The organism is Bradyrhizobium agreste (assembly GCF_016031625.1).
Taxonomy (GTDB): domain Bacteria; phylum Pseudomonadota; class Alphaproteobacteria; order Rhizobiales; family Xanthobacteraceae; genus Bradyrhizobium; species Bradyrhizobium agreste.
In genome coordinates this window covers 165,372-183,136 of the sequence record NZ_JACCHP010000002.1, presented here as the reverse complement: position 1 = coordinate 183,136, position 17,765 = coordinate 165,372, and the positions used below count along the sequence as shown (strand labels likewise).

The window sequence follows — 17,765 nt, the reverse complement described above, 5'->3', positions numbered from 1 at the left end:
GAGGGGGCCATTGGTCTCTGTGGGAGCCGCAGGAACAGGGCGATGCCTTCACGGCGGAGTCGGGAAAAAATAGCAATATTTTGTTGCCGCTTTGGAACGTGGCGCTTGAGCCGACGTTCTACGCCAGAGGTTGTCGAGGGACATAATACCATGTACGACGTGTGCCAATTGGCGACCGCGATGCTCGCGATCGCCTTTACGGCCCTGCTGTTGATCACAGGTCAACAGTTCATCGAGTCTCGGCTGCAGCATGAAGCAAAGCCTCCGATCGCAGCGATGGCGACGCTGCCGCCTTAAGCACAGCCGGAAGTGACTTGCGCGGTGCGGTATCTTGCCTAGATTGAGCACGCCTCAGTCTATGCAGCCAAGGTCCCGATGTCCGATCTGTCCGTCTTCCCCATCACCAGGCGTTGGCCCGCCAAGCATCCCGAACTGCTCCAGCTCTATTCGTTGCCGACGCCGAACGGCGTCAAGGTCTCGATCATGCTGGAGGAGATCGGGCTTCCTTACGAAGTCCACCTCGTTGATTTCAGCAAGGACGATCAGAAGACGGCCGAATTCCTCTCGCTCAATCCGAACGGCAAGATCCCGGCGATCCTCGATCCGAACGGCCCCGGCGGCAGGCCGCTGCTGCTGTTCGAGTCCGGGGCGATCCTGCAATATCTCGCGGAGAAGACGGGCAAGCTGCTGCCGCAGGAGGCCGCGCGGCGCTATCAAACGCTGCAATGGCTGCACTTCCAGATGGGCGGCGTCGGGCCGATGTTCGGCCAGGTCGGCTTCTTCCACAAATTTGCCGGCAAGGATTACGAGGACAAGCGGCCGCTGCAACGCTACGTCAACGAGTCCAAGCGCCTGCTCGGCGTGATGGACGCGCATCTCGCCGGCCGGCAATGGTTCATGGACGATGACTACACCATCGCCGACATCTCCATGCTCGGCTGGGTGCGCAATCTCATCGGCTTTTATGGCGCCGGTGATCTCGTCGAGTTCAGCCAGTTCAGCGCGGTCGGTGCCTGGCTCGAGCGCGGGCTTGCGCGCCCCGCGGTGCAGCGCGGGTTGAACATTCCGCAGCGGCCCGGCTAACTCAGCGCCTTGGAGGTCATGTAGAGCGCCATCAGCGAGATCAGGGCGATCATGCTCCAGCGCAGCACTGATCTGCTGACGCCATTGGCCATGCGCGCGCCGAGGTCGGTCCCGATCCACAGCCCGGCAAGGATGCCGATGATGGCGGGCCAGCTGACCATGAGCCCCTTGCTCCAGTAGATCCAGGCGGCCGGAACGCTGCTTGGGATGACCGAGAAGACGAGGCTGACGAGCTGCGCCTGATGCTGCGGCACGCGGAGGCCTGCGGCAAGGCCGACAGTGACCGCAAGGCCGCCGCCGATACCCATGAAGCCAGACGAGAACCCGGCAAGCAGGCCGATGAGGAGCAGGGGCAGCCGGGGCAATTCCGCTGAAGCGCCTGCCTTGCTGTGGCCATTGCTGCGATCGCTGCGCAGCGCCAGCATTGCGATCAGCGCAACGAGATAGACCACGTAGGTCCATTGCAGCACCGAATCGGAGACGGCTGCCGCGGCATAGCCGCCGCCCGGGCCGCCGATGAGAAACCCGAGGCCGATCCAGACGATCCATGGCAGCGGGCTGCGATTGCCGCTCTGCCAATAGCGGCGGGCGCCGGCGAGACCCGTCGGAGGGACTTGTGTGATAAGCGACGTGCCCTGGGCAACGTGCTGCTCGGCACCGAGCAATAGCACGGAGAAGATCACGAGCCCGCCGCCCGGGCTGGTGCCCGTGAAGCCCGATGCCAGTCCGGCCACCAGACCGACACCGCTGCCGGCGAGGATGTCATGGAGCCAGGACATCGTTCATGTCCTGGTCCGTCGCTTGACGCCCTGTTTCGGTGTGCGCAAGCGGTCGATCACGCCGTCGACGGCCACCATGCAGGCCTCGACATCAACTTCCTCGCCCCAGCATTGCTGCAGGACGAATCCCTGGAAGATCGCGATCAGCATGCGCGCGATCGCATCCGCGCGGAGGTCGCGCGTGATGAGCCCCTCATGCTGGCCGCGCTCGACCAGCGCCACGATCAGCGCGCGCGGCATCGCGATGCCTTCGACGACGCTGTTGCGGACGCGGCGGTTGCGCAGCGCTTCGGCCCAGCCGTGGATGCCGACGCGCCGCCGCGCTTCGCCGGCGGGATCGGTGAGCCATTGCGTGTAGACGCGCACCAGCGCGTGCAGACCTTCGATCGGATCGCCGGATCCTTGCGCAACCGAGTTGAGCACGGCCTCACGGCGATGCCGGTCGTCCGCGAGCGCTTCGATCAGATCGTCCTTGCTTTGGAAGTAGAGATAGACCGCGCCGTGGCTCAGGCCCGAGCGCTTGACGATATCGGCCATGCCGGTCTGGTGAAAACCGTTCTCGGCAAAGCAGGCGAGGGCCGCTTCGAGGATCTGTTGCCGCCGGCCTTCGCGCTGCTTGTCGCTGATCTTGGGCATCAGGGCGATCCCCTCAATAACTGACAGATCGATCGTTTTTGAAAAGCTAGGTTACGCTCGCCTAGCCCAAATGGCTATAATAAAAAACGATCGATCAGTCAGTTTTAGGCACGGAAAGCGTTTGCGTCAAGTCCACCCGGCGGCGAGCCTAGAGAAAGCCGCTGAACGACCGACACGCTGCTGCAAGAGCGGCCGGTCGTTCTTGCCTTGTGACCCGCTAGAACAGCCGTCCGCCGTTCGGCACGGGCTTGCTCGGCTGCACCAGCACGACCTTGCCGTTGGCATCGGGAAAGCCGAGCGTCAGCACCTCGGAGACGACGGGGCCGATCTGGCGCGGCGGGAAATTGATGACGGCCGCGACCTGTTGCCCCACGAGGGTTTCGAGCGGGTGGTTTTCGGTGATCTGGGCCGAGCTCTTGCGCACCCGATGGCGGGGCCGAAATCGATCCACAGCCGCCAGGCCGGCTTGCGCGCTTCCGGAAACGGTTTTGCGTCGACGATGGTGCCGACACGGACATCGACCGCGAGGAAAGTGTCGAAGTCGATGGTCGGTGCGGCGGCCGCTGCGGGATCGTGGGTGACGTGCATGGTGATGTCCGTTCGGAGGGTTGGCGCGTGTCCCAATATTGTCGCGCGAGGCGGAGTTTCGTACAACGCCACGCACATTATCGATACGCCATGCGCGAGGACCGTCTTGCCCACCATCATCTACGGCATCAAGAACTGCGACACCATGAAGAAGGCCCGCGCCTGGCTCGATGGCCATGGCGTGGCTTACGCGTTCCACGACTACAAGGCGGCCGGTGTGCAGAAGGACAGGCTGAAGCAGTGGAGCGACAAGGTCGGTTGGGAGACCCTGCTCAATCGCGCCGGGACGACTTTCAAGAAGCTCCCCGATTCCGACAAGGAAGGCCTCACCGAGAAGAAGGCGCTGGCCTTGATGCTAGCGCAACCATCGATGATCAAGCGGCCGGTGCTCGAAATCGGCGGCAAGCTGTTGGTCGGCTTCAAGCCGGATATTTACGCCAAGGAGGTCGGCGGCAAGGCGCGCTGACGGCTAGTTCAGCTCGATGGTCTCGGTGGTGATCGCCGAGCCTGGCTGTTCCGAGAACTCGACCGGATCAGCGGGTGCGATGCGGCCGGGGGCGCGATGAAACAGCTCGCGATCGATCGCGGCCCGCAGCTTCGGGCGCGGCAGCGCGTCATTTCCGCGCATCAGATTCCTGATCTCGAAGCCGCCGTCCTCGCAGAAGGTCTTTACTGACGCAATGACGTGGCTGACCCTGCCGTCGGTCAGGAACGGCAGCAGCAGCCGCTCATACGCGACGATGCGGCCATAGATGTCCTCCACGTCGGCAACGCTGTAGACCGGAAGGGCGCGCGTGACGCATTCATGATAGATCGGCACCACGTAGGGCGCGAGGCGAGGTCCGACGTAATCATCGAGCGAAACGCCCTTGCCGGTATGCCCATAGGCGCGCGAGATGCGCGTGCCTTCGCTCGGGATGACGAGACGCGGCGTCGGCGTCGAAAGCTCCACGGTAAAATAGATCAGATCCAACAGCTCCTCCTCGAGCCGTGCGGGCTGATACTCCCAGATCGCCGGAGCGATCTGCTGGCGCGCATAAAGTCGCAGCCACGTGTTCAGGAGATCACGCTGGCGGATCGACTTGACGACGGAGGGAGCCGCGCTTGTAAAATCCAAAGCAATATTCTCCGCACATGAAAACCCTGGGATGATCGGGCTTGCGGGAAAATTTTCGATGAAGGCTGGCGCGGGACACGAAAGACCGTTAACGACGGCTTGATGGCCCGTGCCTTGCGAACCGGGAAGGCCGGGCAGGCACGACATCGACCTCTGCGACTAAGGGAGCATTTGTATCCCAGCCGAAGGCCTGACCTGCTCAGCTTTCCGCCTTGCCTAACCCCCGTCACCTCCGGCATATTCCGCGCCCGGAGGCGGCGCCCCGGGTGGGCTGCAAGTCCTCCGGACAGCCGAAGCAACAAGGACAGCCACGCGCCGCGCGCGGGCAGGGGGAAAACTGTTTGGCCGATGAGTTCATTCTCGAAACGGAAGGCTTGACCAAGGAGTTCGCGGGCTTCTTCGCCGTCCGCGACGTTGCGCTCAAGGTTCGCCGTGGGAGCATTCATGCGTTGATCGGCCCGAACGGGGCCGGCAAGACGACCTGCTTCAATCTCTTGACCAAGTTCCTCAAACCGTCGGCCGGGAAAATCCTGTACAAGGGGCAGGACATCACCGCGATGGCGCCGGCGGATGTGGCCCGCATGGGTCTGGTGCGTTCGTTCCAGATTTCGGCGGTGTTTCCCCATCTCACCGCGCTCGAGAACGTCCGTGTCGCGCTGCAGCGCCAGCATGGCTCCTCGTTCGACTTCTGGCGCTCCAAGACCGTGCTCAACCGCTTCAACGATCGCGCCCGCGAGCTTTTGAACGACGTCGGCCTCAGCGAGTTCGCCAACACGCCCGCGGTCGAGATGCCCTATGGGCGCAAGCGCGCGCTCGAGATCGCAACCACGCTGGCGCTCGACCCGGAGATGATGCTGCTCGATGAGCCGATGGCCGGCATGGGCCACGAGGACATCGACAAGATCGCGGCGCTGATCAAGCGCATCTCCGCGAAATACACCATCCTGATGGTCGAGCATAATCTGAGCGTCGTGGCCAACCTGTCCGACATCATCACCGTGCTGACGCGCGGGCAGGTGCTCGCGCAGGGCCATTACTCCGAGCTCACCAAGGACGAGCGCGTCAAGGAAGCTTACCTGGGAGCCGGTCATGCCTGACACTGCGATCGCCGAGGCTCCGGCCAGGGCTGCGACCGGCGGGAACATCCTGCAAGTCCGCAACCTCGAAGCCTGGTACGGCGAGTCTCACATCCTGCACGGGATCAACTTCGACGTGAACGCGGGCGAGGTCGTCACCCTGCTCGGGCGCAACGGCGCCGGCAAGACGACCACGCTGAAGTCGATCATGGGCATCATCGGAAAGCGCACCGGCTCGGTGAGGTTCAACAACCAGGAGATCATCCGCGCGACCTCCGACAGAATCGCGCGCATGGGCGTCGCCTTCTGCCCGGAAGAGCGGGGCATCTTCTCCAGCCTCGACGTCCGCGAGAATCTGATGCTGCCGCCGGTGGTCCGTGCGGGCGGTTTGCCGCTCGACCAGATCTTCGAGCTGTTTCCGAACCTGAAGGAGCGGCTGAGCAGCCAGGGCACCAAGCTGTCGGGCGGCGAGCAGCAGATGCTCGCGATCGCGCGTATCCTGCGTACCGGCGCGAGCTTCCTGATGCTGGACGAGCCGACCGAGGGCCTTGCACCCGTCATCATCCAGCAGATCGGCCACACCATTGCGCGGCTCAAGAAGGAGGGCTTCACCATCCTCCTGGTCGAGCAGAATTTCCGCTTCGCCTCCACCGTCGCCGACCGCTACTACGTGGTCGAGCACGGCAAGATCATTGACGGATTTTCCAATTCGGAGCTTGCCGCCAACATGGACAAGCTCCACACCTATCTCGGCGTCTGAGCGCCGGGGGCGGCGAATTTTGCTGATGAGGCATTGAAAGAGAGTATTGGGAGCGACCATGAGACGGATCATTTCGACGATGTTGCTCGGCACCGCCATCGCACTCGCGGGTGCGAGCGTGGCGATGGCGCAGGACAAGACCATCAAGATCGGCGTGCTCACCGACAATTCCGGCCTCTATGCCGATCTCGGCGGGCCGGGCTCGACATTGGCGGCGCAGATGGCCATCGAAGATGCCGGCCTGACCGCGAAGGGCTGGAAGATCGACCTGATTTCGGCCGATCACCAGAACAAGCCGGACATCGGGACTGCGATTGCACGGCAATGGATCGATGTCGAGAAGGTCGACGTTTTCATGGACGTGCTGAACTCGGGCGTGGCGCTCGCGGTCAACAATGTCGTCAAGGAGAAGAACTCGATTCTGATCGACACGGGCGCGGCGACGTCCGACCTGACCAATGCGCAGTGTTCGCCGAACACGATCCACTGGGTCTACGACACGTACATGCTGGCCAACAGCACGGGACAGGCGCTGGTGAAGGCCGGCGGCGACACCTGGTACTTCCTGACCGCGGACTACGCCTTTGGCCACGCGCTCGAGCGTGACACCACCGCCGTGGTCCTGAAATCGGGCGGCAAGGTGATCGGCACGGTCAAGCATCCGCTCAACACGGCGGATTTCTCCTCCTTCCTGCTCCAGGCGCAAGCGTCCAAGGCCAAGATCGTGGGTATGGCGAATGCCGGTGGCGACACCACCAATACGATCAAGCAGGCGGCGGAGTTCGGCATCGTCTCGGGCGGCCAGAAGCTCGCGGGGCTCCTGCTGTTCATCACCGACGTGCATGCGCTCGGATTGAAGGTCGCCCAGGGACTGAACTTCACCGAGACTTTCTACTGGGACCTGAATGACGGCACCCGTGCCTTCTCCAAGCGCTTTTCCGAGCGCATGAAGAACAAGGCGATGCCTTCGATGGTGCAGGCCGGCGTCTATTCGGGCCTGCTGCACTATTTCAAGGCGCTGGAGGCGATGGGCGGCAACCCGCATGACGGGGCCAAGGTGGTCGCCAAGATGAAGGAGATGCCGACGGACGATCAGCTGTTCGGCAAGGGAACGATCCGTGCGGACGGTCGCAAGCTGCATCCGGCCTATCTGTTCGAGGTCAAGAAGCCCGAGGAATCCAAGGGGCCTTGGGACTATTACAAGCTGATCGGTACGACGGCTGCGGATCAGGCGTTCCGGCCGCTGTCCGAGAGCGTCTGTCCGCTCGTGAAGAAGTAAGTGTGACGATGCGAGCCGGCGCAACGGCGCCGGCTCGCTTTGGGGGAACGACGAGAAGGGACCGGGTGCGGGATCGATGCAGGCTCTTTACGCTCAGCTATTGGTGGGACTGATCAACGGCTCGTTCTACGCGCTGCTCAGTCTCGGGCTTGCCGTCATCTTCGGCATGCTCAACATCATCAATTTCGCCCATGGCGCGCTCTACATGATGGGCGCCTTCGTCGCCTATTTCCTGTTGAACCTCGGCGGCATCAACTATTGGTGGGCGCTGCTGCTGGCGCCGATCATCGTCGGCATCTTCGGCATGATCCTGGAACGGACCATGCTGCAATGGCTGACCGGGCTCGATCATCTCTACGGCCTGCTCCTGACCTTCGGCATCGCGCTGATCGTGCAGGGCGTGTTCCAGAACTATTTCGGCTCCTCGGGCCTGCCTTACGCCATTCCCGACCAGCTCAGGGGCGGCATGAATCTCGGCTTCATGTTCTTACCCGTCTACCGCGGCTGGGTCGTGGTGTTCTCGCTGGCGGTCTGCCTTGCGACCTGGTTCCTGATCGAGAAGACGCAGCTCGGCGCCTACCTGCGCGCCGCCACCGAAAATCCGACCCTGGTGCGCGCCTTCGGCATCAACGTGCCGCGCATGATCACGCTCACTTACGGTCTCGGCGTCGGCCTTGCCGCGCTCGCCGGCGTGCTTTCGGCGCCGATCAACCAGGTACGGCCCCTGATGGGCGCCGACCTCATCATCGTGGTGTTCGCGGTGGTGGTGATCGGCGGCATGGGATCGATCATGGGCTCCATCATCACCGGCTTCGCGCTCGGCGTGATCGAGGGCCTGACCAAGTATTTCTACCCCGAGGCGTCCAACACCGTCGTGTTCGTGCTGATGGTGCTGGTGCTCCTGGTGAAGCCAACGGGATTGACGGGAAGGGCGGCCTAAAGATGACAACCCTGACGGACGACACGCTCCCTGCGACCCCGCGTGCGATGCGCGACGAGATGATCGTGTTCGTGGTGATGGCGCTGCTCTTGGCGTCGGTCCCGTTCACGGGAGTCTATCCGTTCTTCGTCATGCAGGCGCTGTGCTTTGCGCTGCTCGCCTGCGCCTTCAATCTGCTGGTCGGCTATGGCGGCTTGCTGTCGTTCGGCCACGCGATGTTTCTGGGGACGGCGGGCTATTGCAGCGCGCATGCGCTGAAAGTCTGGGCGCTGCCGCCGGAGCTCGGCATTCTCGTCGGCGTCGCCGCGGCGTTCGTGCTGTCGATCGTGACCGGCTACATCTCGATCCGCCGCCAGGGCATCTATTTCTCGATGATCACGCTGGCGCTGTCGCAGCTGTTGTACTTCATCTATCTCCAGGCCCCGTTCACCCATGGTGAGGACGGCATCCAGGGCATCCCGCAGGGACGCATGTTCGGCGTGCTCGATCTGTCCAAGCCGACGGTGCTGTACTATGTCGTGCTGGTTGGCTTCCTCGCCGGCTTCCTGCTGATCGTCCGCATCATCAACTCGCCGTTCGGCGAGGTGCTGAAGTCGATCCGCGAGAACGAGCAGCGCGCGATCTCGCTCGGCTACCGCACCGACCAGTACAAGTTCCTCGCTTTCGTCCTTTCGGGGACGCTCGCCGGCTTTGCCGGTGCCCTGAAGGTGTTCGTGGCGCAGAACGCCTCGCTCACCGACGTGCACTGGACGATGTCGGGCGAAGTCGTGCTGATGACACTGGTCGGTGGGCTCGGCACCATTTTCGGTCCTGTGGTCGGCGCCTTCGTGATCATCGCCATGCAGCAATATCTGGCGGGCTTCGGCCAGTGGGTGACGGTGATCCAGGGCGCGATCTTCGTGGTCTGCGTGCTCACCTTCCGCCGCGGCGTCATCGGCGAAATCGCGCATTACTTCCGGCGCTCGCTCTAAATAACTGATATTGCATCAACTTCTTTGATGCACGAAAGCGGTGGATGACCCGGCTCCGCGGGCGTGAGACGGCACGCGCCCGGATCGAAAATGGTCTATGACAGTTTTATGACAGACCCTCGCGGGCCTGACCATTTTCCAACCGGTAGCCTATCCCATGATGCGATGGTTTCGTGCGTTCCTGCCCAGGGAAGAGCGGTTCTTCGACCTGTTCGACCGCCATGCCCAGACCGTGATTCAGGGCGCAGTCGCGCTGCAGGGCATGCTCAACGGGGGCGAGGAGACGCCGGTCTATTGCCAGCGCGTCAACCAGTTCGAGAACGACGCGGACAACATCACCCGCGAGGTGCTGACGGCGGTGCGCCGCACCTTCATCACCCCGTTCGACCGCGGCGACATCAAGAACCTGATCACGTCGCTGGACGATGCCATCGACCAGATGCAGCAGACGGCCAAGGCGGTCATGCTGTTCGAGGTGCGCAGCTTCGAGCCGCCGATGCGCGAGATCGGCGGACTCTTGATCGAATGCGCCAATCTGGTCGGCCGCGCACTGCCGCTGATGCAGGAGATCGGCAAGAACGTCGCCATGCTGACCGCAATCACCGAGGAACTCGGCAAGCTCGAGGGCCGGGTCGACGATCTCCACGACATCGGCCTGAAGGAGCTGTTCCTCAAGCATCGGGACGGCAATGCGATGGATTTCATCGTCGGCGTCGAGATCTACGACCATCTCGAGAAGGTGGCCGACCGCTTCGATGACGTTGCGAACGAAATCAACAGCATCGTTATCGAGCAGGTGTAGGGCCTCGTCGTGGATGCCGCGTTGGGTCTTCCCGTCCTGGTCGGATTGATCGCCGTCGCGCTGTTGTTCGATTTCCTGAACGGCCTGCACGACGCCGCCAATTCCATCGCGACCATCGTCTCGACCCGCGTGTTGCGGCCGCAATTGGCGGTGTTCTGGGCCGCGTTCTTCAATTTCATCGCCTTCCTGGTGTTCGGGCTGCACGTCGCCCAGACCATCGGCACCGGCATCATCGATCCCGCGGTCGTCGACGCCCAGGTGATCTTCGCAGCACTCGTCGGCGCCATCGTCTGGAACCTCGTGACCTGGGCGCTCGGCATCCCATCGTCGTCGTCGCATGCGCTGATCGGCGGGCTCGTCGGCGGCGGCTTGGCCAAGGCGGGGATCTCGGCCGCGGTGTGGAGCGGCCTTTCCAAGACCGTGCTGGCGATCGTGCTGTCACCGCTGGTCGGCTTCCTGCTCGCAATGGCGCTGGTCGCGATCGTGTCCTGGGCCTCGGTGCGCTCGACGCCGTTCGCGGTCGACCGCGCCTTCCGCATCCTGCAATTCGCCTCCGCCTCGCTCTATTCGCTCGGCCATGGCGGCAACGACGCGCAGAAGACCATGGGCATCATCGCGGTGCTGCTTTATTCGCAGGGCCATCTCGGCAGCGAGTTCTCGGTGCCGTTCTGGGTGGTGTTGTCGTGCCAGGCCGCGATGGCGCTGGGCACGCTGATGGGCGGCTGGCGCATCGTCCGCACCATGGGCCTGCGCATCACGAAATTGACGCCGATGCAGGGCTTTTGCGCCGAGACCGGAGGCGCGGCGACCCTGTTCATGGCGACCTATCTCGGGGTTCCCGTCTCGACCACCCACACCATCACCGGGGCCATCGTCGGCGTCGGCGCCGCGCGCCGCGTCTCGGCCGTGCGCTGGAACGTTGCCAGCTCGATCGTCTATGCCTGGGTGATCACGATCCCGGCCTCGGCCATCGTGGCCGCGCTGACCTGGTGGTTGGTCCAGCTCGTCAAGTGACGAGCTTCAGTCCGATGATGCCGGCGACGATCAGGCCGATGCTGACGAGGCGGAAGGCCGCAGCCGGCTCGCCGAAGAGGACGATGCCGAGCGTTGCGGTGCCGACCGCGCCGATGCCGGTCCAGACTGCATAGGCGGTTCCGACGGGCAGGGATTTGAGCGCAAGCCCGAGCAGGATGACGCTGCCGGCCATGGCCGCCAGCGTGACCGCGGACGGAACAAGTTTGCTAAAGCCTTCGGTGTATTTCAGGCCGATCGCCCAGGTGATCTCGAGAAGACCGGCGACGAACAGGATGCTCCAGGCCATGACAACCCTCCATTCAAGGCAGGGTCGTCCCCGCGGCTGAGGTGCTGATGGGCAGGGGAGGCCGTCCTCCCCCAAGGCTGATATATCCAAGCGCCGATATGGGGCTGGCCGGAGGGCTCTGCAATCACCAAATGAGGCTTGATCAGGCCCGGTTTCCCTGCCACACGCTCCCGCCATGTCCGACATCGCCACCACCACAGCCGAATCGCCGGCCCGTTCCCCGCTTGCCGCTGAGGTGGCGCGGCGGCGGACCTTTGCGATCATCTCCCACCCCGACGCCGGCAAGACCACGCTGACCGAAAAACTGCTGCTGTTCGGCGGCGCCATCAACCTCGCCGGCCAGGTCAAGGCCAAGGGTGAGCGGCGCAACACGCGATCGGACTGGATGAAGATCGAGCGCGAGCGCGGCATCTCGGTCGTGACCTCGGTGATGACCTTCGAGTTCGAAGGCCTCGTCTTCAACCTGCTGGACACGCCGGGCCACGAGGACTTTTCGGAAGACACCTATCGCACGCTGACGGCGGTCGATTCCGCCGTGATGGTGATCGACGCCGCCAAGGGCATCGAGGCGCGCACCCGAAAACTGTTCGAGGTTTGCCGTCTGCGCGACATCCCGATCATTACCTTCATCAACAAGATGGACCGCGAGAGCCGCGACGTGTTCGAGCTGCTCGACGAAATCGAGAAGACGCTGGCGCTCGACACCACGCCGATGACTTGGCCGGTCGGCCGCGGCCGCGACTTCCTCGGCACCTATGACGTCGTCAATGGCGGCGTGCGCCTGCTCGAAGGCGGCGGCGCCAAGACCGGCGCGGCGCAACAGATCGCGATCAAGGAACTGGCCAAGCTCAACGCCAATCTCGACGTCTCCGCCGTGAAGGACGAGCTCGAGCTCGTCACCGCGGCGTCGAAGCCGTTCGAGCTGGCTGCGTTCCGCGAAGGCCATCTGACGCCGGTTTATTTCGGCAGCGCGCTGCGCAATTTCGGCGTCGGCGACCTCCTGGAGGGCCTCGGCAAGTTCGCGCCCGAGCCGCGCGCGCAGGACAGCGACCAGCGCAAGGTCGAGGCCACCGATCCGCGCATGAGCGCGTTCGTGTTCAAGATCCAGGCCAACATGGATCCCAACCACCGCGACCGCATCGCGTTTGCACGCCTGTGCTCGGGCAAGCTCAGCCGCGGCATGAAGGCCAAGCTCGTGCGGACCGGCAAGAGCATGCCGCTGTCGAGCCCGCAATTCTTCTTCGCGCAGGACCGCTCGGTCGCGGACGAAGCCTTTGCCGGCGACGTCGTCGGCATTCCCAACCACGGCACGTTGCGCATCGGCGATACGCTGACCGATGGCGAGGATTTCAACTTCGTCGGCGTGCCGAGCTTTGCGCCGGAAATCGTTCGCCGCGTCCGTCTCACCGACGCGATGAAGGCGAAGAAGCTGAAGGAAGCGCTGCAGCAGATGTCGGAGGAGGGCGTGGTGCAGGTGTTCCGCCCGCGCGATGGCGCCCCGGCACTGGTCGGCGTGGTCGGCGCGCTGCAGCTCGACGTGCTCAAGGCGCGGCTCGAGGCGGAATATTCGCTGCCGGTCGAGTTCGAGGTCAGCGAGTTCCAGCTGGCGCGCTGGATCTCCTCGGAGGACCGCAGGAAGCTCGACAGCTTTATCGCCGCCAATAATTCGAGCATCGCCGACGACGTCGACGGCGATCCCGTCTATCTCGCCCGCAACGAGTTCTACCTCGGCTACACCAGGGAGCGCGCCGAGGGCATCGAGTTCAGCAACGTCAAGGACGTCAAGAAGAAGGGGTAGGGTGCGCGCTGGCCGCTCTCTAGCCAAAACCTCGGCTGTCATGCCCCGGCTTGCCGCCTTCGCCAAGGCTTCGGCGGCCGAGCACCCTTGTGGCCCCGGCGTAGCCTTGGCGGAGCCGGGACCGGGGCATCCAGTACGCTGCGGCCCATCTACTCAGTCACTGACGTCTCGGCGTACTGGGCCGCCCGGTCAAGCCGGGCGACGACAGTGTGCGTGAACGCGAGCACGTGAACAGCCGCGGGCTTGACGTTGTTGGAGGTAATGCCACCTTCGACTCATGTGACCTTGCGAGCTCACTCCATGTGGCGCGGCATTCTCGTTATCATCCTGCTGGCAATCTCGGTCGTCACCGTCGACGCGCGGCCGCGCCAGATCAATCCGATTCCGTTCGCGCACGAGCCTTGCAGCGTCCTCGACGATCGACCCTGCACGCCGTCCTATTGCAGCCCACTCGAGCCCGGCCCTTGCATTCCCGAGATCGATTACCCTTACGGCCAGAACCTCCAGCTCACGATCGAGAGCGTGCCCGCTGAGGCCGACCGCGCCAAATACCAGAAGCCCGATCACGATCTCGACACGATCGGCGATCTCTTCGCAGCGCTGCGCAGCTGCTGGTCGCCGCCATCGGACCATGCGCGCGCAGGCATGCAGATGTCGGTGCGGTTCAGCTTCAACAGGGACGGCGACCTGATCGGTCCGCCGCGTCTGACCTTCGCGACTGCGAGTGTGCCGGCGGATATCAGGACGACCTATCTGAATGCCATCAATGCATCGCTGAAGGCCTGTCTGCCGTTGAAATTTACCAGCGGTCTCAGCGGCGCCCTGGCCGGGCGTCCGATCGCGATCCGCTATGTCGATAATCGGCCGATCGGCCAGTAGCGCATCAGTTGCGAGCGGCCGCCGATCGATGATACCTCAGTGGCGGGGGCTGCTTTGCGGGGAGGATGTCGTGGGTCTGCTGGTCATGATCCTGGGGCTGGTGCTGTTCTTCGCCACCCACATTTTTACGACGAAACGAAAGGCACGCGCGCAGGCGATCGCGAGGCTGGGCGAGGGGACCTACAAGCTTCTCTACACGCTGGTCTCGCTCGCGGGGCTCGCGCTGATCATCTGGGGCTTTGCCCATTACCGCAGCTCCGGCTGGATCGACGTCTGGTATCCGCCGAAGGCGATGAAGCACATCGCGCTCGCGCTGATGCTGCCCGCGGTGATCCTGGTGGTCGCCTCGTATTTGCGGGGCCGCATCTACGCGACGCTGAAGCATCCGATGCTGGCCGGCGTCAAGCTGTGGGCGGCCGCGCATCTGCTGGCCAACGGCGATCTCGGCTCCATCATCCTGTTCGGGTCGTTCCTCGCCTGGGCGGTCTATGACCGCATCTCGCTTAAAGCTCGCACCGACCCCGGCGGCCCGCTGATTCCGGTCGGCGGCGTCACCAACGATCTGATCGCGGTCGCGGTCGGCGTGGTCGCCTATCTGGCCCTGGCCTTCGCGTTCCATCCAGTCGTGATCGGTGTTCCCGTGATCGGGGTCTAGCCGGTCAGCACAAGACGAAACCCGGATGTCCATGCGGGGAAGATAACAAGAGCAACAAGCCGAGGGCATTCCGATGGACTGGTCGCAATCTCAGATCCCGCCGATGCGGCTCGAAGCTCGGTTCGGCGATCGGGTGGTGCCTGCATTTTGCGATCGGCCATCGAGCCTGTGGGCGATGATCGCGGACGCCTGCGCCCGCAATGCCGATGGCGAAGCGTTGATCTGCGGCAACGTCCGCCTGAGCTGGCGCCAAGCGTTGGAGCAGGCGGCGCGGATCGCGGCGGGCTTGCGCAAGCTCGGCCTGCAGCGCGGCGATCGCGTCGCCATCCTGCTCGGCAATCGCATCGAATTTCCGCTACTGCTGTTCGCCGCCGCGCATGAGGGGCTGGTCACCGTGCTGCTCAGTACGCGCCAGCAGAAGCCGGAGATCGCCTATGTGCTCGCCGATTGCGGCGCGAAGATCCTGATTCACGAGGCCTCGCTCGCCGAGCGGCTGCCGGACGCAAAGGAAGTACCCGAGGTGATCCATCGCATTGCCATCGATGACGATCCCGCCCTGTCGCGTTTCGCAGTGCTCGCCGAAAACGCTCCGGCATCGGCGCCGATCGAGGTGAGCGAAGAGGACACCGCGATGATCCTCTACACCTCCGGTACCACGGGCAAGCCGAAGGGCGCGATGCTGGCCCATTGCAACATCGTGCATTCCTCGATGGTGTTCGTGTCCTGCCTGCATTTGACGCAGGTCGATCGCTCGATCGCCGCGGTGCCGCTCGGCCATGTCACGGGGGTCGTCGCCAACATCACCACCATGATCCGCTGTGGCGGCGCGCTGATCATCATGCCCGAGTTCAAGGCCGCCGATTACCTCAAGCTCGCCGCGCGCGAGCGCGTGACCTACACGGTGATGGTGCCGGCGATGTACAATCTCTGCCTGCTCCAGCCCGATTTCGACGTCTACGACCTGTCGAGCTGGCGCATCGGCGGCTTCGGCGGCGCGCCGATGCCGGTCGCCACCATCGAGAGGCTCAAGGCGAAGATTCCCGGCCTGAAGCTGATGAACTGCTACGGCGCGACCGAGACGACGTCGCCCTCGACCATCATGCCGGGCGAACTGACCGCGACCCACATCGACAGCGTCGGCCTGCCATGTCCCGGCGCGCGCATCGTCGCGATGGGGACGGACGGGCGCGAGCTGCCTCCCGGCGAGATCGGCGAGCTCTGGATCCAGAGCGCCTCCGTCATCAAGGGCTACTGGAATAATGCGAAGGCCACCGCCGAAAGCTTCACGGGCGGCTTCTGGCACTCCGGCGATCTCGGCTCGGTCGATGGGCAAGGCTTCGTCCGCGTGTTCGACCGGCAGAAGGACATGATCAATCGCGGCGGCCTGAAGATCTATTCGGCCGAGGTCGAATCCGTGCTGGCCGGCCATCCGGCGGTGGTCGAGAGCGCGATCATCGCCAAGGCCTGCCCGGTGCTGGGCGAGCGCGTCCATGCCGTGGTGGTGACGCGACAGCCGGTGACCGATACGGACCTGCGCGCCTGGTGCGCCGAGCGCCTGTCCGACTACAAGGTTCCCGAGACCATGGCGATCACATCGGAGCCGCTGCCGCGCAATGCCAACGGCAAGGTGTTGAAGCGGCAGCTGCGGGAGCGCCTCGGAACCTGAGCCGGCGAGCCTTTCACGGGCTTCTGCGGGGTGGTTAACGCCTTGATCGGGCTCGCTTTGCCTTGCCACCGCCATATCGTTAGGCTACCTCGCCGCCACACGGGGACGGGATTCCTGACGCGAACGCCTTGGCGCGCGCACCCGGACGGGCATGGGATTAGCATAAGTGTCTGAATTATTTGACGAAGTCGACGAGGAAGTACGTCGCGAACAGCTCAAGAAGCTGTGGGACAAGTATTCGATCTACTTCATCGCCCTGATGGTGCTGATCGTCGCCGCCGTTGGCGGCTGGCGCGCCTACCAATATTTCGAGGCCAAGAAGGCCGCCGAGGCTGGCGCCGTCTTCGAGAAGGCCGTCGAGCTGTCCGAGCAGGGCAAGCACGAGGACGCCGAGAAGGCCTTCACCGAGCTCGCCGCCAAGGCGCCGTCCGGCTATCGCACCCTGGCGCGGCTGCGTGCTGCGGCCGAGGCAGCGAGCCGCGATCCCAAGGCCGCCGCGAAGATGTATGACGACATTGCCGCCGACCGCAGCATTGGCGGCGAGTGGCAGGATCTGGCCAAGATCCGCGCCGCGGGCCTCCTGCTCGACAGCGCCGGCTACGCCGAAATCCAGCAGCGGCTGGAAGCGTCCGCCGCGCCAAAATCGACCTTCCGCCACAGCGCCCGCGAGATGCTGGCGCTCTCGGCCTGGCGCAACAACGACATGACTGCAGCCCGCAAATGGCTCGAGGCGATTGACGGAGACGGCGAAACGCCGCCCGGCCTGCGCTCGCGCGCCGAGGCGCTGCAGGCTTTGTTGCCACCCGTCGCCAAAAGCTGACGACGGTTCTCCGACGTAACGAGACACCAAGATGCGCCGCACGCCACGCTTGATCGCAGCCGCCGTCCTGATCGCCTTCACCGGCGCCCTGGGCGGCTGCTCCAGCTTCGATCCGAGCGACCTGCTCGACTTCCTCGATACCAAGAAGAAGCTGCCCGGCGACCGCAAGCCGGTCTTCCCCGAGGGCGTGCCGGGACTCGAGCAGGGCGTGCCGAAGGACCTGTACAAAGGCGCGCAGCAGCAGCCCGACCCTAACGCACCTGCCGTCGCGGCGCTGCCTGCGGAGCCGGAGCCGGTCAAGCCTGCGAAGGGGGCCAAGGCAAAGCATACCAAGCAGCCCGCCACGGCGGCCGCGCCGGCCGAAGCACCCGCCGGCGAGGTCGACGGCGAGGCGCAGCCGGAGGCCGCACCGGCGACATCCGCTCCGCCGCCCAAGCACAAGATCGTCCGCAAGCGCACCACCGCTCCGCCGCCGGATCAGCCGGCCCAACAGGCGCAACCGACCCAGCCGGCCCAGGCTCCGCAGCAGCAATCGCAAAGCGCCTTCCCGGCGCCGCTGCCGAGCGGCAGCTTCTCGCGCTGATATTTTCCGTTG

Annotated in this window: 19 protein-coding genes and 1 pseudogene; 15 read left to right on the top strand and 5 right to left on the bottom strand. The window is 64.2% G+C overall.

The window, feature by feature from the left end; all coding sequences use genetic code 11:
• Window positions 1-375: 375 nt before the first annotated feature.
• Window positions 376-1,083 carry a glutathione S-transferase family protein gene (locus HZZ13_RS03575; RefSeq protein WP_197958273.1) on the top strand — a complete coding sequence of 236 codons (708 nt, stop codon included), beginning with the start codon at window positions 376-378 and terminating at the stop codon, window positions 1,081-1,083.
• On the opposite strand, the gene HZZ13_RS03570 is transcribed toward HZZ13_RS03575, so the two are convergent.
• The 3 genes and pseudogenes from HZZ13_RS03570 to HZZ13_RS03560 form a co-directional block, all read right to left on the bottom strand.
• Entirely contained in the window at window positions 1,080-1,862 is a 783-nt protein-coding gene (locus HZZ13_RS03570) for a sulfite exporter TauE/SafE family protein (RefSeq protein WP_197958272.1), read from the bottom strand. The two genes, HZZ13_RS03575 and HZZ13_RS03570, sit on opposite strands and share 4 nt — an antisense overlap.
• 3 nt (window positions 1,863-1,865) lie before the next feature.
• Window positions 1,866-2,498, bottom strand: coding sequence for a TetR/AcrR family transcriptional regulator (locus HZZ13_RS03565; RefSeq protein WP_197958271.1), 633 nt, complete (start codon window positions 2,496-2,498; stop codon window positions 1,866-1,868).
• Window positions 2,499-2,715: 217 nt separating this feature from the next.
• A pseudogene (locus HZZ13_RS03560) lies at window positions 2,716-3,086 on the bottom strand (tRNA-binding protein).
• Between the two features lie 106 nt (window positions 3,087-3,192).
• Here HZZ13_RS03560 and HZZ13_RS03555 point away from each other — a divergent pair.
• Window positions 3,193-3,552 carry an ArsC family reductase gene (locus HZZ13_RS03555; RefSeq protein WP_197958270.1) on the top strand — a complete coding sequence of 120 codons (360 nt, stop codon included), beginning with the start codon at window positions 3,193-3,195 and terminating at the stop codon, window positions 3,550-3,552.
• Window positions 3,553-3,555: 3 nt separating this feature from the next.
• Here the strand turns inward: HZZ13_RS03555 and HZZ13_RS03550 are convergent, their stop codons facing one another.
• Window positions 3,556-4,203 carry a hypothetical protein gene (locus tag HZZ13_RS03550; protein WP_197958269.1) on the bottom strand — a complete coding sequence of 216 codons (648 nt, stop codon included), beginning with the start codon at window positions 4,201-4,203 and terminating at the stop codon, window positions 3,556-3,558.
• Window positions 4,204-4,544: 341 nt separating this feature from the next.
• On the opposite strand from HZZ13_RS03550, the gene HZZ13_RS03545 reads away from it, so the two are divergent.
• The 7 genes from HZZ13_RS03545 to HZZ13_RS03515 all read left to right on the top strand — a co-directional run bounded on the left by HZZ13_RS03545 (window position 4,545) and on the right by HZZ13_RS03515 (window position 11,045).
• The gene (locus HZZ13_RS03545; protein WP_197958268.1) at window positions 4,545-5,300 is read left to right on the top strand and encodes an ABC transporter ATP-binding protein; all 756 of its coding nucleotides are present in this window, start codon (window positions 4,545-4,547) and stop codon (window positions 5,298-5,300) included.
• Entirely contained in the window at window positions 5,293-6,039 is a 747-nt protein-coding gene (locus HZZ13_RS03540) for an ABC transporter ATP-binding protein (RefSeq protein WP_197958267.1), read from the top strand. Before HZZ13_RS03545 ends, HZZ13_RS03540 begins: the two co-directional genes overlap by 8 nt.
• Before the next feature lie 58 nt (window positions 6,040-6,097).
• A complete protein-coding gene (locus tag HZZ13_RS03535; protein WP_197958266.1) occupies window positions 6,098-7,318 on the top strand; it encodes an ABC transporter substrate-binding protein in 1,221 nt (406 codons plus the stop codon).
• 76 nt (window positions 7,319-7,394) lie between these two features.
• A complete protein-coding gene (locus tag HZZ13_RS03530; RefSeq protein ID WP_025035788.1) occupies window positions 7,395-8,258 on the top strand; it encodes a branched-chain amino acid ABC transporter permease in 864 nt (287 codons plus the stop codon).
• Between the two features lie 2 nt (window positions 8,259-8,260).
• Window positions 8,261-9,229, top strand: a complete 969-nt coding sequence (locus HZZ13_RS03525) for a branched-chain amino acid ABC transporter permease (protein WP_197958265.1) — start codon at window positions 8,261-8,263, stop codon at window positions 9,227-9,229.
• Between the two features lie 157 nt (window positions 9,230-9,386).
• Window positions 9,387-10,031 carry a DUF47 domain-containing protein gene (locus tag HZZ13_RS03520; protein WP_036000836.1) on the top strand — a complete coding sequence of 215 codons (645 nt, stop codon included), beginning with the start codon at window positions 9,387-9,389 and terminating at the stop codon, window positions 10,029-10,031.
• Window positions 10,032-10,040: 9 nt separating this feature from the next.
• A complete protein-coding gene (locus HZZ13_RS03515; RefSeq protein WP_197958264.1) occupies window positions 10,041-11,045 on the top strand; it encodes an inorganic phosphate transporter in 1,005 nt (334 codons plus the stop codon).
• Here the strand turns inward: HZZ13_RS03515 and sugE are convergent.
• Window positions 11,038-11,352 carry a quaternary ammonium compound efflux SMR transporter SugE gene (sugE, locus tag HZZ13_RS03510; RefSeq protein ID WP_197958263.1) on the bottom strand — a complete coding sequence of 105 codons (315 nt, stop codon included), beginning with the start codon at window positions 11,350-11,352 and terminating at the stop codon, window positions 11,038-11,040. The two genes, HZZ13_RS03515 and sugE, sit on opposite strands and share 8 nt — an antisense overlap.
• 175 nt (window positions 11,353-11,527) lie before the next feature.
• Here sugE and HZZ13_RS03505 point away from each other — a divergent pair, with 175 nt between their 5' ends.
• The 6 genes from HZZ13_RS03505 (at window position 11,528) to HZZ13_RS03480 (ending at window position 17,753) form a co-directional block, all read left to right on the top strand.
• Window positions 11,528-13,150 carry a peptide chain release factor 3 gene (locus tag HZZ13_RS03505; protein ID WP_197958262.1) on the top strand — a complete coding sequence of 541 codons (1,623 nt, stop codon included), beginning with the start codon at window positions 11,528-11,530 and terminating at the stop codon, window positions 13,148-13,150.
• A 300-nt stretch (window positions 13,151-13,450) separates the two neighbouring features.
• Complete coding sequence (locus tag HZZ13_RS03500; RefSeq protein ID WP_197958261.1) at window positions 13,451-14,029, top strand: UCP034077 family protein; 579 nt, start codon at window positions 13,451-13,453, stop codon at window positions 14,027-14,029.
• Window positions 14,030-14,099: 70 nt separating this feature from the next.
• Window positions 14,100-14,684 (top strand): NnrU family protein, encoded by a 585-nt coding sequence (locus tag HZZ13_RS03495; RefSeq protein WP_197958260.1) that lies wholly within the window; start codon window positions 14,100-14,102, stop codon window positions 14,682-14,684.
• 73 nt (window positions 14,685-14,757) lie between these two features.
• On the top strand, window positions 14,758-16,350 hold the full coding sequence (locus HZZ13_RS03490) for a class I adenylate-forming enzyme family protein (protein ID WP_197958259.1): 1,593 nt from the start codon (window positions 14,758-14,760) through the stop codon (window positions 16,348-16,350).
• A gap of 166 nt (window positions 16,351-16,516) precedes the next feature.
• Window positions 16,517-17,170, top strand: a complete 654-nt coding sequence (locus HZZ13_RS03485) for a tetratricopeptide repeat protein (RefSeq protein WP_197958258.1) — start codon at window positions 16,517-16,519, stop codon at window positions 17,168-17,170.
• Window positions 17,171-17,201: 31 nt separating this feature from the next.
• A complete protein-coding gene (locus HZZ13_RS03480) occupies window positions 17,202-17,753 on the top strand; it encodes a hypothetical protein (protein ID WP_197958257.1) in 552 nt (183 codons plus the stop codon).
• Window positions 17,754-17,765: the final 12 nt, after the last annotated feature.